Source organism: Nonomuraea sp. NPDC050790, from assembly GCF_044456745.1.
GTDB lineage: Bacteria > Actinomycetota > Actinomycetes > Streptosporangiales > Streptosporangiaceae > Nonomuraea.
This window is the reverse complement of the sequence record NZ_JBITGF010000017.1, coordinates 93,670-109,408: the sequence shown is the minus strand read 5'-3', so window position 1 is coordinate 109,408 and position 15,739 is coordinate 93,670. Positions and strand designations below refer to the sequence as shown.

Genomic DNA, 15,739 nt, shown 5'->3' with positions numbered 1-15,739 from the left:
CCGTGAGGGAGCGACGATGAACATCGACAGCCTTTCGCCCGAGAAGCAAGCCCTGCTGCGCAGGCGCCTGCAGGGCCGGGCCGGGGGCGGCGACGGGGGCATCCCGCGCCGCCCGGCCGGCGCCGCGCCGCTCTCGCCGGTGCAGCACGCCATGTGGGTCACCAACCAGTTCCTGGACTCGAACGCGGTCTACACCGTCCCCCGGCTGCTGCGTCTCCCGGGCGAACTGGATGTCGACGCTCTGCGCCGCGCCCTCGACGCCCTGGTGGAACGGCACGAGATCCTGCGCACCGCCTACCGGGGCACGCCGCCGCTCCAGGAGGTCGCACCGCCCGCCCCCGCCGCGTTCCGCCTGGCCGCCGCGGCCGGCAGGGACGAGGCGCTCGCCCTGGCCATGGCCGAGATCGCCACCCCCTTCGACCTGGCAGAGGGCCCGGTCTTCCGCGCGCTGCTCGTGCGCGTCGCCGAGCCCGGCGAGCACCTGCTCGCCCTCACCACCCACCACGTCGCCTCCGACGGCTGGTCGTGCACGCTGATGCTGCGCGAGCTCGACGAGCTGTACGGCGCCGCGGTGGCCGGCCGCGCCCCGTCCCTTTCCCCGCTGCCCGTCCAGTACGCCGACTACGCCCACTGGCAGGCGCGCAGGGTCGCCGAGCGCGAACCCGCCCAGCTCGCCTACTGGCGGCAGGCGCTGGACGGCGTCCCCCAGGTGCTGGAGCTGCCCACGGACCTGCCGAGACCGGCGGCGGAGTCGCACGCCGGCGACGCGGTCGGCCTCGAACTCGACCCCGAGCTGAGCGGCCGGGTCCGCGCCCTGGCCGCCGCCCACGGCGTCACCGTCTACACCGTGCTGCTGACCTGCTACGCGATCGTCCTGAGGCACTACAGCGGGCAGCGCGGGTTCGCGATCGGATCGGTGCTGTCGGGGCGCAACGCCGCCGAGACCGAGGCGCTGCTCGGCCTGTTCGCCAACGCGGTGGCGCTGCCCATGGACCTGTCGGGGGAAGCGGCGTTCGCGGAGCTGCTGCGCCGTACGCACGAGGTGGTCCTGGGCGCCTTCGACCACCAGGACGTCACCTTCGACCAGGTGGTGGCGGCGGTGAAGGCCACCAGGTCGGCCGCGCGCAACCCCGTCTACCAGGTTCTCTACCAGTGCTTCGAGACCGGCGAGCGGGCCGGTGAGCTGCCCGCGCTGAAGGCCGAGCCGGTCGGCTTCGCCGACCCCACCGCCAAGGTGGACCTGACGCTGATCGCGGTCAACGGCGGCGCGGGCATCGAGCTGTCGCTGAACTACGCCACCGACCTGTTCACCGCGGACACCGCGCGGCGGCTGCTCGGCTACCTGGTCAACGTCGTGGAGCACGTGGTCGCGCGGCCCGGCGAGCCCGTCGGGAGCGCGGCGGTCATGGGGGACACAGAGACGCACCTGCTCACCCGCACCTGGGCCGGTTCCGCCGGAGGGGAACCACCTACCGGGACGGTGGTGAGCCTCTTCCGGGCGCAGGCGGCGGCCTCGCCCGGGGCGACCGCCCTGGTGTGCGGTGAGCAGGTGTTCGGCTACCGCGAGCTGGACGTGGTCACCGACCGGCTGGCGCGCGGGCTGCTGGCGCGAGGGGTGCGGCCGGGTGACGTGGTCGGGCTGGCGTTGCCCCGGGGTGCGGAGATGGTGCTGTCGGCGCTGGCCGTGATGAAGGCGGGCGCCGCCTATCTGGCGCTGGATCCGGCCTATCCGGCGGCGCGGCTGGCGTACATGCTGGAGGACGTCGAGGCGGCGCTGGTGATCGGCGACGGCGAGACGTCCGGCGTGCCCTTCTCCGACGTGGGTGCGGATGAAGGCGAGTTGCCTGGGCCTCGGCCGGAGGATCTGGCCTACGTGGTGTACACCTCCGGCTCCACCGGGCGGCCCAAGGGGACCGACGCCACCCACGCCGCCGTGGTGAACCTGCTGCACGGCGCCCGCGACCACCTGGGCGCCGGCCCCGGCGACCGGTGGCTGCTGCTCGCCTCCATGGGCTTCGACGCCTCCACGCTGGAGCTCTACCTGCCGCTGATCTCCGGGGGCCGCGTGGTCGTGGCGCCGGAGTCGGTCAGGGCCGACGGGGCGGGGCAGTGCCGGGTCATCCGCGAGCATGGGGTCACCCACGTGCAGGCCACCCCGTCCGGCTGGCGGCTGCTCATGTCCGGCGACGTCGGCGACTCGCTGCGGGTGGCCCTCTACACCGCGGAGCCGATGCCCGAGCCGCTCGCCGCCGAGATCAGGGCGCGGGCGGAGCGGCTGGTCAACGGCTACGGCCCGACCGAGACCACCGTCCACACCACCTACGCCGACGTGCCCGAGGGCGCGCCGCCCTTCCGCATCGGCCGGCCCATCGCCGGCGCCGCCGTCTACCTGCTCGACGAGCGGCTGCGGCCGGTGCCGCGCGGCGCGCTCGGCGAACTGTGCGTCGGCGGGCGCGGGCTGGCGCTCGGCTACCACGGGCGTCCCGGGCTGACCGCGCGCCGGTTCGTGCCCGACCCGTTCGGCCCGCCCGGCGCGCGCATGTACCGCACCGGCGACCGCGCCAGGTTCCTGCCCGACGGGCAGCTCGAACTGCAGGGCAGGATCGACGACCAGGTCAAGATCCGCGGCAACCGGGTCGAGCCGGGCGAGGTCGCGGCCGTCCTGCTGACCCACCCCGGCGTACGGCAGGCCGCCGTCGTCCCCGTCGAGGGGCCGGGCGGGCTCCGGCTGGCCGGATACGTCGTGCCGTCCGGCCAGGTCGAGGTGGCCGAGCTGCGCCGCCACCTGGCCGGGGCGCTGCCCGGGTACATGGTGCCGGCGACGCTGGCCGTACTGGAGGAGATCCCGCTCACCCCGAGCGGCAAGCTCGACCGCGCGCGGCTGCCCGCGCCGGAGGACGGACCGAGCGCCGCCGCGGAGCCCGCCACCGACGCCGAGCGTGCGCTGGCCCGCGTGTGGGCGGACGTGCTCGGCCGCGAGGCGGTCGGCGCCGGCGACAACTTCTTCGACATCGGCGGCGACTCCGTGCTGGCCATCTACGTCGTGGCAGGGGCACGCGCGGCCGGGCTGGAGATCACCCCGCGCCAGGTGCTGTCCCGGCAGACGCTGCGGGAACTGGCCGCCGTGGCCGTGCCCGCCGTCGAGCAGCGGGACGACACGGCCGCGCCCGAGACCTACCCGCTCTCGCCGCTGCAGGCCGGAATGCTCTTCCACACGCTGTTCGAGCCCGAGAGCACCGACTACATCGTGCAGTTCGTCCACACCGTCGAGGGCGAGCTGGACGTCCCCGCGCTGCGCCGGGCCTGGGAGCACGTCGTCGCGCGCCATCCGATCCTGCGCACCACGTTCGCGTGGGACGGCCTGCCGGAACCCATGCAGATCGTCCACCCCCACGCCCCGGTACGGCTGCGCGAACTCGACTGGACCGCCCTGCCGATGCCGAAGGTCGCCGAGCGCCTGGCCGCCCACCTGGCCGACGAGCGCGCCCGCGGCGTCGACCTTGAGAACGAGCCCCCGCGCCGCTTCGACCTCATCCGGCTGGCCGACGGCACGCACCGGCTGATCTGGCACGGTCACCACGTCCTGCTGGACGGCTGGAGCGTCCGCCTGGTCCTCGACGAGGTGCGGGAGGTCTACCGGAGCCTGCGCGAGAGCGGCGAGCCGCCCGCGCTGCCGGAGCCGGCGCCGTTCAGGAAGTACATCGAGTGGGTGCGCGGCCACGACCGGGCCGCCGCCGCGGGCTACTGGCGGGACATGCTCGCCGACGTCACCAGCCCCACCCCGCTGACGATCCTGCCGCCCGAGCGCGCCGACGGCCACGGCGCGACCAGGCAGGACGTCGCCCTGCTGCACGAGCGGCTGTCCGAGCGGGCCACGCGGCGGCTGCGCGAGCTGGCCCGCGAGCACCGCATCACGGTCAGCGCGATCGCCCACGCCGCCTGGGGACTCCTGCTCAGCCGCCACTCCGGCGGCCGCGACGTCGTCTTCGGCTCGACCGTGTCCGGGCGCTCGGGCGGGCTGCCCGGCGTCGAGCGGACCGTCGGGCTGCTGATCAACACGCTGCCGGTGCGGGTGCGCGTGCCCGAGCGCGCCACGGTCGCCGGCTGGCTGCGCGAGGTCCACGAGCAGCTCGTCGAGCACCGCGACCACGAGCACTGCGCGCTGGTCGACGTGCGGCGGCAGTCGGGGGTGCCCGCGGGGCAGCGGTTGTTCCACACGATCCTCATGTTCGAGAACTTCCCCCGCAAGGAGCGCGCGCCCGGCGGCCTGGAGATCACCGCCGCCCAGACGTGGGAGCAGACCGGCTACCCGCTGGTGCTGAACGTCGGGCTCGACGACGAGCTGCGGCTGCGGCTGGACTACCAGCCCTCCCGGGTCACCGCGGACGGCGCCCGGCGGCTGCTGGCCCACTACCGGATGCTGCTCGAAGAGCTGGCCGCCCGGCCTGGCGCGGCGCCCGCCGATCTCGCGCCGCTGCCCGCCGAGGAGTGGCGGGCCGTGGTCGAGGAGTTCAACGACACCGCGGCGCCGTACCCTCGGGAGCGTTGCCTGCACGAGCTGTTCGAGGACAGCGCCGAGCGGGCGCCCGGCGCGGTCGCGGTCGTGTGCGGCGGGGCCGGCGTCACCTACGGCGAGCTGGACGCGCGGGCCAACCGGCTCGCCCACCACCTGCGCGAGCTCGGCGTCGGGCCGGAGACGCTGGTCGGCATCTGCGTCGAGCGCGGCGTGGAGATGGCCGTGGCGGTGCTCGGCGTGCTCAAGGCCGGCGGCGCCTACGTGCCGCTCGACCCGGAGTACCCGCCGGAGCGGCTGGCGTTCATGCTGGCCGACACCGCGGCGCCGGTCGTGCTCACCCAGGAACGGCTGGCCGGACGGCTGCCCGAGCACGACGGGCGGGTGGTCGTGCTCGACGGCGGGCCGGACGCGGCGCGCATCGCCGCCCAGGACCCGGGCCGCCCCGAACGCTCGGCCCGTCCGGGCAACCTGTCCTACGTCATCTACACCTCGGGCTCGACCGGGCGGCCGAAGGGCACGCTCATCAGGCACCAGGGCATCGTCAACTACATCTGGTGGATGGTGCGCGGCTTCCCCCTCGGCGACGGCGACAAGGTCCTGCAACTGGCCGGGCTGAGCTTCGACATCTCCGTCTACGAGATGTTCTGGCCCTGGGCCTCGGGGGCGGCGGTCTTCCTGGCCAGGCCGGACGGCTACCGCGACCCGCACTACATCGTCCAGGTCATGACCGGCGAGAACGTCACCGCCGCGCACCTGGTCCCCTCGATGCTGCGGGCCATGCTGCCGCTGGTCGAGGAGGGCGGGCTGCCGCTGCGCTGGCTGTTCGCCAGCGCCGAGGCGCTCACGCCCGACGTGCTGCGCGAGTGGGGCAGGCGCTGCCCGGACACGCGCCTGCTCAACCTCTACGGTGCGACCGAGGTGTCCGTGGACTCCACCGCGTGGGTCTGCGACCCCGCCGCGGAGCGGGTCTCGGTGGGCGCGCCGATCGCCAACACCCGCGTGTACGTGCTCGACCCGGCCGGCGATCCGGTGCCCGTCGGGGTGGCGGGGGAGGCGTACCTGGCCGGGGACAGCGTCGGCCGCGGCTACCACGGCCGTCCCGGGCTGACCGCGCGGCGCTTCGTGCCCGACCCGTTCGGCCCGCCGGGCGGACGGCTCTACCGCACCGGCGACCTGGTCCGCTGGCTGCCCGAGGGGACGCTGGAGTTCCTGGGCCGGCTCGACCACCAGGTGAAGGTACGCGGCTTCCGGGTCGAGCTGGGCGAGGTCGAGGCGGTCATCGAGGCCCACCCGCTGATCGGCCAGGCCGTCGTGGTCGCCCGCGAGGAGGAGAACGCGCCCAAGCGGCTCGTGGCCTACGTGGTCGCCCGCGGCCGCCGGCCGACGACCTCCGAGCTGCGCGCGCACGTGCAGTCCCGGTTGCCCGACTACATGGTGCCGAGCACCTTCGTCATGCTCGACGAGATGCCGCTGAACCCGAACACGAAGGTGGACCGGCTGGCGCTGCCCGCGCCCGACGCGGTCCGCCCCGAGCTGGCCGCGGCCTTCGTGGCCCCGCGCACCGAGGTGGAGAAGATCCTCGCCGAGGCGTGGAGCGAGGTGCTGGGCGTGCCCGACGTGGGCGTCCACGACAACTTCTTCGACCTCGGCGGCGACTCGATCCTGTCCATCCAGGTCATGGTCAAGGCCCGCCGCGCCGGGCTCGCCCTCACCCCGCGGCAGATGTTCGCCGACCCGACCATCGCCGAACTCGCCCGCGCCCTGGAGAGCGCGGAGACCCCCGCCGCCACCCACGCCGAGCAGGGCACGGTCACCGGGGCGGTCCCGCTCACCCCCATCCAGCGCTGGTTCACCGCGCTCGACTGGCCGCACGACCATTACCACCAGACGGTACGGCTGCGCTGGACCGAACCCCCCGACCCCGATCGGCTGCGCGCCGCGCTGGCCAGGCTCACCGCCCACCACGACGCCCTGCGGCTACGGCTGCGCAGGACCCCGGCCGGCTGGACCCAGCACCTGGCCGCGACCGAGGACGCCGACCTGCTCCACACGGGCCGGGCGCCCGAAGAAGGGCTCGACCTGGAGCGCGGCCCGATCGTCCGAGCCCACCTGGACGGCCGCGAGCTGACCGTCACCATCCACCACGTGGCCGTGGACATCGTCTCGTGGGGCATCCTGCTCGACGACCTGGCCACCGCCTACCAGGGGCTGCCGCTTCCCCCGAAGACCACCTCCTTCCGCCACTGGGCCGTGAAGCTGGCCGAGTACGCGCAGTCGGCGGAGTTCGCCGCCGAGGCCGCGTACTGGAGGATGCCGCGGCCGCAGGCGGCGCCGTTCCCGGTGGACCTGCCGGGCGGCGACAACGTGGAGTCCTCCACCGCCACGGTGGTCCGCACGCTGGACGCCTCTTACACGCAGGCGCTGCTGCGCTCGGCGCACACCGCCTACCGCACCTCCGTGCACGACCTGCTGGTGACCGCGCTGGCCCAGACGGCGGCCGACCACACCGGCAGCCCCGACGTCCACATCGACCTGGAGGGACACGGGCGCGAGCCGCTCTTCGACGACGTTGACCTGTCCAGGACCGTCGGCTGGTTCACCGCGCTGCACCCGCTGCACGTCCACCTGCCCGACGCCCTCGACACCGGGCGCTGCGTCAAGATCGTCCGGGAGCACCTGCACACCACGCCGCACCACGGCATCGGGCACGGACTGGCGTGCGCGCACGAGGCGGCGCCGATCAGCTTCAACTACCACGGCCAGGTCCGCACCGCCGCCGAGACCGGGCTGTTCACCCGCATCAGGTCGGCGGGAGGCGGCGACCGCGCGCCCGCCGGACGCCGTCCCCACCTCATCGAGATCAACGGGGCCGTCGTGGACGGCGTCTTCCAGGTCGCCTGGAACTACTCGGCCAACCTCCACCGCGAGGAGACCGTGGGCGCGCTGGCCGACCGCTTCCTCGACCGGCTGGTGGCGCTGCTCATCCCCGCCCAGGGACACACGCCGAGCGGGCGCGCGTTCCTGGACCGGTTCTTCCCCGGCATTCCGGCCACCCGGCTGCGGCTGCGGCGCCACCGGGTGCCGGGCGCCGCCGTCGCGCTCGTGGCCGACGGCTCGGTGGCCGAGGCGTGGGGCGAGGGTCTCGCCTCGGCCGCCACCGGGGCGCTGGTCAGGCCGGACACCGTCTTCCAGGCGGGCTCGGTGAGCAAGCACGTCACCGCGGTCGGCGTGCTCAGGCTCGTCCAGGAGGGCCTCGCCGACCTCGACGAGGACGTCAACCACTACCTGCGCGGCTGGCGGCTGGCGGCGTCCGGTGTGACGCTGCGCGGGCTGCTGGCCCACACCGCGGGGCTCACCCGGGACGAGTTCGGCGGGGCGGGCGCGCGGCGGCCGGACGAGCCGGAGCCCGGCCTGCTCGACGTGCTGGACGGCCGCCTGCCCGCGGCCACCGCGCCGATCCGCGCCGAACTGGCGCCGGGCGAGCGCTACCGGTACTCGGGCAACCACTTCGTGGTGGTCGAGCAGGTGCTGCGCGACCTGACCGGCCGGCCGTTCGGCGAGCTGATGCGCGAACTCGTCTTCGGCCCGCTCGGGATGCGCGACAGCGGCTACGGTACCGCCTACGCCCGGTCGCTCGGCGAGCGCGCCGCCGTCGGCCACGACCAGGAGGGCCGCCCGCTCGACGGCGGCTGGCGGGTCTACCCGAGCGCCACGGGCGGGCTGTGGACCAGCGCCGCCGACCTGGCCAGGGTGGCCGCGGAGATCCAGCGGGCGCACGCGGGAACCGGCCGGCTGCTCGACCGGTGGGCCGCCGGGCAGCTCCTCACCCCGGGCTCCGGGGCCGCGTACGGGCTCGGGACCGTCGTCAGGGAGGTGGACGGTATCCGCTGGTTCGGGCACACCGGGGTGGCCGCGGGATACCGCTGCTATTCGGGTGTCGGCCTTGAATCGGGGGCCGGAGTGGTCCTGATGTCGAACGGGGAATCGGGGACGGACTTCGCCATCGACCTCCTCGTGGAACTCGACGCGGGATTCCACGCCTGGGCCGAACAGTAGTCAGACCTTGACGGGTGCCACCCTTGGATTTCAGCGGGTGGCACCCGTGCCGTTATCCCGATTAACTCGTATGTTGGCATTTGTGCTGGCCGAAACCCTGCCCCCGAATCGGGGTTCTCCCCAACGTCATATTTCACGCATATAGTGACCTCTGCAGATCAACGGTAACTCGTTGTCAAGTGAGTAGGTGGGCGTTGATCCTCGAGTTTCGGGTGCTTGGGCCGCTCGAAGTATTCGCCGGAACCAAGGTGGATATCGAGGGCCGCCGCCGCCAGATCGTGCTGGTGATGCTGTTACTGGAACCCGGCAGGGTGGTCACCACCGGCCGCCTCGTCGAGGCCCTGTACGGCGAGGAGCCCCCGAAGACCGCCGACGCCCAGGTCCAGATCTGCATCTCCCAGCTACGCGGCTGGTTCGGCAAGTACACCGACGCCGAGGTCATCGTCACCCACTCGGCCGGATACCTCATCAGGGTCCCGGAGGACTGCCTCGACCTCACCCGCTTCCGCCGCCACGTCACCCGGGGCCGCGAGGCAGCCCGCGCCCAGGACCTCGAAGGAGCGGTCAGCGAGTTCCGCGCCGGCCTGGCCCTGTGGCGGGGCGAGGCGCTGGAGGGCATCAACAGCCGCCGCGTCGAGGCCGCCGCCACCCGTCACAACGAGGAACGCTTCGCCGCGCTCCAGGAGTGCATCGAGCTCGAACTGCGCCTGCAACGCCACCACGAGCTGCTCGGCGAGCTCAAGGAACTCGTCGCCGTCCACCCGCTGCGCGAGGAGCTGCACATGCAACTCGCCCTCGCCCTCTACCGGGCCGACCGGCAGGTCGAGGCGCTCGAAGTGCTGCGGAACGTGCAGTACACGCTGGTCGAGGAGCACGGGCTCAGCCCCGGCGAGGAACTGCGCCAGCTTGAGCAGGCCATCCTCTCGCAGGACCCCGGCCTGGCCGCCGCGCCCGTGGCCGAGCCGGAGAAGATCGTGCCCCACCAGTTGCCCGCCGCGCCGTCCAACTTCGTCGGCCGCGACGAGGTCATCGCCGACGTGCGCGACCACCTGGTCGACTCGCGGCAGATGCACCGGGCCGCCGTCGTCATGGTCACCGGGCCGGGCGGAGTGGGGAAGACGGCGCTGGCCGTACACGCCGCGCACAAGGCCCGCGAGGCCTTCCCCGACGGGCAGCTCTACGCCCACCTGCGCGACGCCGACGGCCACCCCGTCCCCGCCGAGCAGGTGCTCGAACGCCTGCTGCGCTCCCTCGGCGTCGCCCCGTCCGTGCTGCCGAGCGGCATCGTCGAACTCGGCACCATGTACCGCAGCGTCATGGCCAACCGGCGCGTGCTCGTCGTCCTCGACGACGCCGCCAGCGCCCGCCAGATCCTGCCGCTGGTGCCCGCCGAGCCCCGCTGCGCCCTGCTCGTCACCAGCCGCCGCTCCGTCATCGGCCTGCACGGCGCCCACCACGTCGACCTCGACGTCTTCGACGAGGACACCAGCCTCGAACTGCTCTCCCAGGTCATCGGCCAGGGCCGGGTCATGACCCAGCACGCCGCCGCCAGGCGCCTGGCCGAAGCCTGCGGCCACCTGCCGCTCGGCCTCGGCATCGTCGCCGCCAAGCTCTCCATGCGCCAGCACTGGCAGATCGACCAGATGGTGCGCAGGCTCGCCGACGAGCGGCGCCGCCTCGACGAGCTGATCCTGGGCGACGCCAGCGTCCGCGCCACGATCTCCATCTCCTGCCAGGAGCTCGACCCGCCCGCCGCCCGGCTGGTGCTGCTGCTCGGCGCGCTGGACGAGGTGGACTTCGGCGGCTGGATCGCCGGGCCGCTGCTCGACATGGACCCCTACGCGGCCACCGACATCCTGGAGACCCTGGTCGAGGAGCGCCTGGTCGACCTCGTCGTCCGCGACGACCAGCAGGTCCGCTACCGGCTGCACGACCTCACCAGGACCTATGTACGCGAGCTGCTGGCCAGGGAGATCCCGGTCCAGGAGCAGGAGGAGGCGCTGCACCGGCTGCTGCGCTGCTGGCTGCACCTCGCCGGCCGGGCGCACCGGCAGGCGTACGGCGGCGACTACACCATCCTCCACTCCGGCGCCGAGCCGTGGCCCCTACCGGAGGAGCTGGTGGAGAGCCTGATCGAGGACCCCATCGAGTGGTTCCAGACCGAGCTCACCAACCTCGTCTCCAGCGTGCACCAGGCCGCCCGGCTCGGCCTGCACGAGATCTGCTGGGACCTGGCCGTCACTTCCGTCACCCTCTTCGAGACCCGCTCCTACCGGCAGGCGTGGCGCGAGACGCACGAGATCGCCTGGGGCGCGGTACGGCGGGCCGGGGACAGACGCGGCGAGGCCGTCGTCCGGTACTCGCTCAGCGGGCTGGAACTGGTCGAGCAACGTCTGGCCGAGGCGCAGCAGAACCTCGAGGCCGCCCGCTCCTGGTTCGAGGCCAGCGGCGACGTGCACGGCAGAGGGCTCGTGCTGCGGCACCTGGCCTTCATCGAGCGCACCAAAGGCCAGTACACGGTGGCGCAGGAATGGTACGAGCAGGCGCTCGAAGACCTGCGCTCGGTCGGCGACCCGGTGGGGGAGGCGCACGTGCTGCGCAACATCGCGCAGATCCACCTGGAGTCGGGGCGGGCGGAGGAGGCGGAGCCGTACCTGCGGGAGTCGCTGGCCATCTGCGTGCGTACCGGGTCCAGCCGGATCGAGGCGCAGGTGCGCTTCCGGCTGGGCGAGGCGCTGCTCACCCGGGGGCGGCTGGAGGCGGCCGAGGAGTCGTTCGACGCCGCCCTGCATACCGCGACCAGCATGAACGACTCCATCGGCGAGGCGTTCGCGCTGCTGGGGATCGGACGGGTGCGCCTGGCCCAGGGCGACCTCGTGGGCGCGAAGCCGCTGCTGGGCGACGCGCTGATGGCGGCCTGCCTGGGCGGAAGCCAGCAGTGCGAGGGGCAGGCGCTGCTGGCTCTGGCCGAGCTGGCCCTGGCCCGCGACGAGCCGGAGATGGCGGCGGTGCGCCTGGAACGCGCGGAGGCCATCTTCACCGACAGCGAGGCGAAGGTCTGGCGGGCCCGCGTGGACGAACTCCGCAGCAAGTTCTGAACGGTCAGGCGGGGCCGGTGCTCTCTCTGATCACCAGCTTGGTGACCAGCTCGACCCGCATGGTCTCCAGCTCCTCGCCGGCCAGCAACTGCAGCACCATCCGGGCCGCCATCGCGGTCATCTCCGACAGCGGCTGGCGGACGGTGGTCAGGCGCGGGGTGACCCAGTCGGCGAAGGGCAGGTCGTCGAAGCCGACCACGCTCACGTCGGCCGGCACGTTCAGGCCGCGCTCGCGCAGCGCGCGGTAGGTGCCGAGCGACTGGTGGTCGCTTCCGGCGAAGATGGCGGTGGGCGGGGCGGGCAGGGCCAGCAGGTCGAGGGCGTGGCGGTAGGCCAGCTCGTGCTCGAAGTCGCCGTGCCGTACCAGTGCCTCGTCGTAGGCGATGCCCGCCTCCTCCAGCGCCGCGCGGTAGCCGTCGTGGCGGGCGCGGGCCGACAGGCGCTGCGGCGGGCCGCCTATGAGGGCGATGCGGCGGTGGCCGAGCTCGATGAGGTGCCGGGTCGCGGTGTAGCCGCCGGGCCAGTTGGTGGCGCCCACGGAGGGCACGTCGGGGCCGGGGTCGGCGGCGGGGTGGACGACGGCGAAGGGGATGTCCAGCTTGCGCAGCGCGCTCTCCTGCTCGGGCGACAGCTCGGAGATCACCAGGATCGCGCCGAGCGAGCCCCGCCTGGCCAGGGCGTCGACCCACTGCCTGGCCAGTTTGGAGCGTCCGTGCACGGCCGAGACCACCAGGCCCATGCCCGCGCGCTGCACCACTTCCTCGGCCCCGCGGATCAGCTCGACCGCCCACGGGCTGTCCAGCTCGTTGACGACGAACTCCACCAGCCCGCCGGAGCCGCCGGGCTGGATGTAGCGGTGGCGGTCGAGCAGCCGCTGGACGCGGGCGCGGGTCTCGGCGGAGACGTCGGAGCGGCCGTTGAGGACCTTGGAGACCGTCGAGATCGACACACCCGCCTGTGCGGCGATGTCGGCCAGCCGTGCCATCTTTCGAAACCTCCCGAAACCAGGTCGCCCGAGGATCGCACGGGCAGGGTCCCAGCGACAACCGGCTCTTGACGACATCCGATGTCTCGGCCTACGGTACCGGCACGCTCAGGATTTGCGAAACTTATCGCAACTTTCCGATCCGAGGTGCACCATGAAACACGCCCTGACAGCGGCGGCCCTGGTGATGAGCATCGCGGCGTGCGGCGGCGGATCGCCGGCCGGCAACAAGGAGGAACTGCTCGTGTGGGTGGACAACACCCGTACGGCCGCCGCGCAGGAGTACGCCAGGGCGCACCGGGACCAGAACATCAGAGTCGTCACCATGCCACCGGAGGCCGGCTACGTCCCCACCAAGGTCTCGCTGGCCAACAAGACCGGCAAGGGCTGGCCCGACGTCGTCTTCCTGACCAACCCGGCCGAGGTCGCCACGCTGGCGGCCCCGCCGTTCGACTTCGCCGCCCCGCTCGACGAGGTGGTGCCCGCGACGGTGCGCGCGGCGTTCACCCCGGGCGCGCTCGACGCCTGCGCGTTCGGCGGCAGGCTCTACTGCCTGCGCAACGACGTCGCGCCCACCGTCCTGTGGTACGACGCCGCGCTGATGAAGGAGTTCGGCTACCAGGTGCCCAAGACCTGGCAGGAGTACACGAAGCTCGGCGAGCGGGTCGCCAAGGAGCACCCCGGCCACCTGATCGGCACCATCAACGGCAAGTACGGCGCCGGCGTCTTCTTCGCCAGCAGCGGCTGCCCGACCAGGGACGCGCGCAGCCTGAGCGAGGTGCGCATCGATGTGCGCGACCCGTCCTGCGTCCGGGTGGCGCAGGCGTTGCAGCCGCTGACCGCCAACAAGACCGTCACCACGATGAGCCCGACCGATCCGGCCTTCGCCAAGCTGGGCCAGAGCGGCAAGATCCTCATGCTGCCCGGCCCCGCCTGGTTCGGCGACTTCCTGTTCAAGCCGTCCTTCAAGCTGGCGCCCGGCCGCCTGGCCGCCGCCCCGATGCCGCTGTGGGAGGGCGACGACCGCCCCTACAGCGGCCAGGTCGGCGGCGGCGTGTTCGTCGTCTCCAAGCACGCGGGGCAGCGGACCAAGGCGGCGGCCGACCTGGTCACCTGGCTCACCACCGACCAGAAGCTCCAGGCCAGACAGCCGACCTTCCCCGCCCACGGCCCCTCCGCCCAGGCGTGGGGCGAGGCCAAGGCCGCCGACCCCTTCTACGCCGAGAATCCGGTGCCCGTGCTCACCGAGGCGGCGCGGAACATGCGGCAGGGCTTCGGCTTCGTCCGCTACGAGGCCGCCTGGCAGAGCAGCTTCAACGAGATCGTCGTGGCCGCGGTGACCGCGGGCGAACCGCTGGCCGGCGCGCTGCCCGACTGGCAGGACCGCCTCGCCCAGGCCGCCACGGCGACCGGATACACGGTCAAGTGAGGACCGCCGCCGCCTGGCTGCTCCTCGGTCCCTACGTGCTGTTCCTGCTCGCGTTCGGGATCGCGCCCGCCGGCTACGGGGTCTGGACGGCGCTGGCGGAAGGCGGATTCGACGGGCTGTTCGCCGACTACCGGCTCGCCGACGCCGCCCGCAACGTCGCGCTGTACCTGGTGCTGTGGCTGCCGGTCCTGGTGCTGCTCGTGCTGTCGCTGGCGCTCACCCTGCACGCCCGTCCCGACCGGTTCGGCGGCGTCATGCGGTTCGTGTACTACCTGCCCGGCGCGGTGACCGGCGCGGCGGCGGCCCTGCTGTGGTTGTTCATGATCTCTCCGGACATGTCACCCTTCTGGTTCCTGCTCTCCGGTACGGCCAGCGAGTACCTGGAGGGCGACAGCCTCATCGGCGTCCTGGTGGTGATGGGCGTCGCGATCCACGCCGGCGGCTGGGTCGTCGTCCTGTACGGCGCGCTGACCGCGCTGCCCCGCGAGGTGGTCGAGGCGGCGGCCGTGGACGGCGCCACCACCTGGCAGACCACGCGCCACATCAAGCTCCCGCTGGTCAGGCGGTACGTCACGTTCATCGTGATCAGCAGCTTCGCCAGCGGCAGCCAGGTGTTCGTCGAGCCCACGGTGCTCAGCACCGGCGCGCCCGGCCAGATCAGCCCCACCTGGTCGGTCAACCAGCTCGCCTACTTCTACGCCACCCAGGAGGGCGACTTCGGCAGGGCCGCCGCCCTCTCGCTGGTCATGCTGGCCGTCGGCCTCGGCGCGGCGCTGCTCGTCATCCACCGGACGGGCTTCTACCGATGATCAGACGAGCCGTCCTGGGCGTCTTCGCCGTCTTCTTCGCGCTGCCGCTGGTGTGGATGGTGCTGGCGCCCACCCGCACCGCCGAGGACCTGATCGGCGGCCCGCCCCTGAGCTTCGGCTCCCTCGGCAACGTCGTCACCGCCTGGGGCGACCTGATGACGTTCAACGACGGCGAGCTGACGCTGTGGATCGTCAACTCCGTCTGGTACGCCGCCGCCTCCGTCGTCCTCACCCTCGTGCTGTCGCTGCCCGCCGGCTACGCGCTCGCCGTGTACGTCTTCGCCGGTCGCCGGGCCGTCCTGACCGCCACCCTGATCGGGATGATCCTCCCGCAGGCCGCCCTGGTCCTGCCGCTCTACCTGGAGATGACCTCGGTCGGGCTGACCGGGACGCCGTGGTCGGTGATCCTGCCGCTGGCGTTCTACCCGTTCGGGGTCTACCTGTCGTACCTGCACTTCGCCGAGTCGCTGCCCGGCACGATCCTGGACGCCGGCCGGATCGACGGCGCGGGCGAACTGCGGCTGTTCTTCGTCATCGGACTGCCCCTGGCCAGGCCGGCGATCGGGCTCATCGCCTTCTTCGCCTTCGTGAACGTGTGGACGAACTTCTTCCTGCCGTTCGTGATGCTGGACGACGACCGGACGTTCACCCTGCAGCTCGGGCTGATGACGCTCCTGCAGTCCACCGGCGCGATCAACGCCTCCAGCGGCTTCTCCACCCTGGACATCCACCAGCCCGAGGCCGCGCTGGCCGGGCTGGTGGCCTGCGCGCCCACGCTGGCGGCCTTCCTGGTCGCCCAGCGTTTCCTGCGCGCGGGACTGCTCGCCGGCGCGGAGAAGGGGTGAG

6 protein-coding genes are annotated in these 15,739 nt (G+C 73.0%); 5 read left to right on the top strand and 1 reads right to left on the bottom strand.

Annotated elements, in window-relative coordinates; translation table 11 throughout:
- Positions 1-16: 16 nt before the first annotated feature.
- Both ACIBEJ_RS49705 and ACIBEJ_RS49700 read left to right on the top strand, forming a co-directional pair.
- A complete protein-coding gene (locus ACIBEJ_RS49705) occupies positions 17-8,572 on the top strand; it encodes an amino acid adenylation domain-containing protein (RefSeq protein WP_397190049.1) in 8,556 nt (2,851 codons plus the stop codon).
- Between the two features lie 194 nt (positions 8,573-8,766).
- On the top strand, positions 8,767-11,670 hold the full coding sequence (locus tag ACIBEJ_RS49700; RefSeq protein WP_397190048.1) for a BTAD domain-containing putative transcriptional regulator: 2,904 nt from the start codon (positions 8,767-8,769) through the stop codon (positions 11,668-11,670).
- A gap of 4 nt (positions 11,671-11,674) precedes the next feature.
- Here ACIBEJ_RS49700 and ACIBEJ_RS49695 read toward each other — a convergent pair whose 3' ends face one another.
- Positions 11,675-12,655: a LacI family DNA-binding transcriptional regulator gene (locus tag ACIBEJ_RS49695; protein ID WP_397190047.1), complete on the bottom strand. Its 981-nt coding sequence runs from the start codon at positions 12,653-12,655 to the stop codon at positions 11,675-11,677.
- Positions 12,656-12,809: 154 nt separating this feature from the next.
- Between ACIBEJ_RS49695 and ACIBEJ_RS49690 the strand changes: the two genes are divergently transcribed.
- The 3 genes from ACIBEJ_RS49690 to ACIBEJ_RS49680 are packed head-to-tail and all read left to right on the top strand — an operon-like array spanning position 12,810 to position 15,738.
- Positions 12,810-14,084, top strand: coding sequence for an ABC transporter substrate-binding protein (locus tag ACIBEJ_RS49690; protein WP_397190046.1), 1,275 nt, complete (start codon positions 12,810-12,812; stop codon positions 14,082-14,084).
- Positions 14,081-14,893, top strand: a complete 813-nt coding sequence (locus tag ACIBEJ_RS49685) for a carbohydrate ABC transporter permease (RefSeq protein ID WP_397190045.1) — start codon at positions 14,081-14,083, stop codon at positions 14,891-14,893. The genes ACIBEJ_RS49690 and ACIBEJ_RS49685 overlap by 4 nt, the downstream gene beginning before the upstream one ends.
- The gene (locus ACIBEJ_RS49680) at positions 14,890-15,738 is read left to right on the top strand and encodes a carbohydrate ABC transporter permease (RefSeq protein ID WP_397190044.1); all 849 of its coding nucleotides are present in this window, start codon (positions 14,890-14,892) and stop codon (positions 15,736-15,738) included. The genes ACIBEJ_RS49685 and ACIBEJ_RS49680 overlap by 4 nt, the downstream gene beginning before the upstream one ends.
- Position 15,739: the final 1 nt, after the last annotated feature.

Excerpts from the sequence above, each read along its gene's own strand:
- ACIBEJ_RS49695 (WP_397190047.1), bottom strand. The coding sequence starts at position 12,655 with ATGGCACGGCTGGCCGACATCGCCGCACAGGCGGGTGTGTCGATCTCG.
- ACIBEJ_RS49705 (WP_397190049.1), top strand. The coding sequence starts at position 17 with ATGAACATCGACAGCCTTTCGCCCGAGAAGCAAGCCCTGCTGCGCAGG.
- ACIBEJ_RS49690 (WP_397190046.1), top strand. The coding sequence starts at position 12,810 with ATGAAACACGCCCTGACAGCGGCGGCCCTGGTGATGAGCATCGCGGCG.
- ACIBEJ_RS49680 (WP_397190044.1), top strand. The coding sequence starts at position 14,890 with ATGATCAGACGAGCCGTCCTGGGCGTCTTCGCCGTCTTCTTCGCGCTG.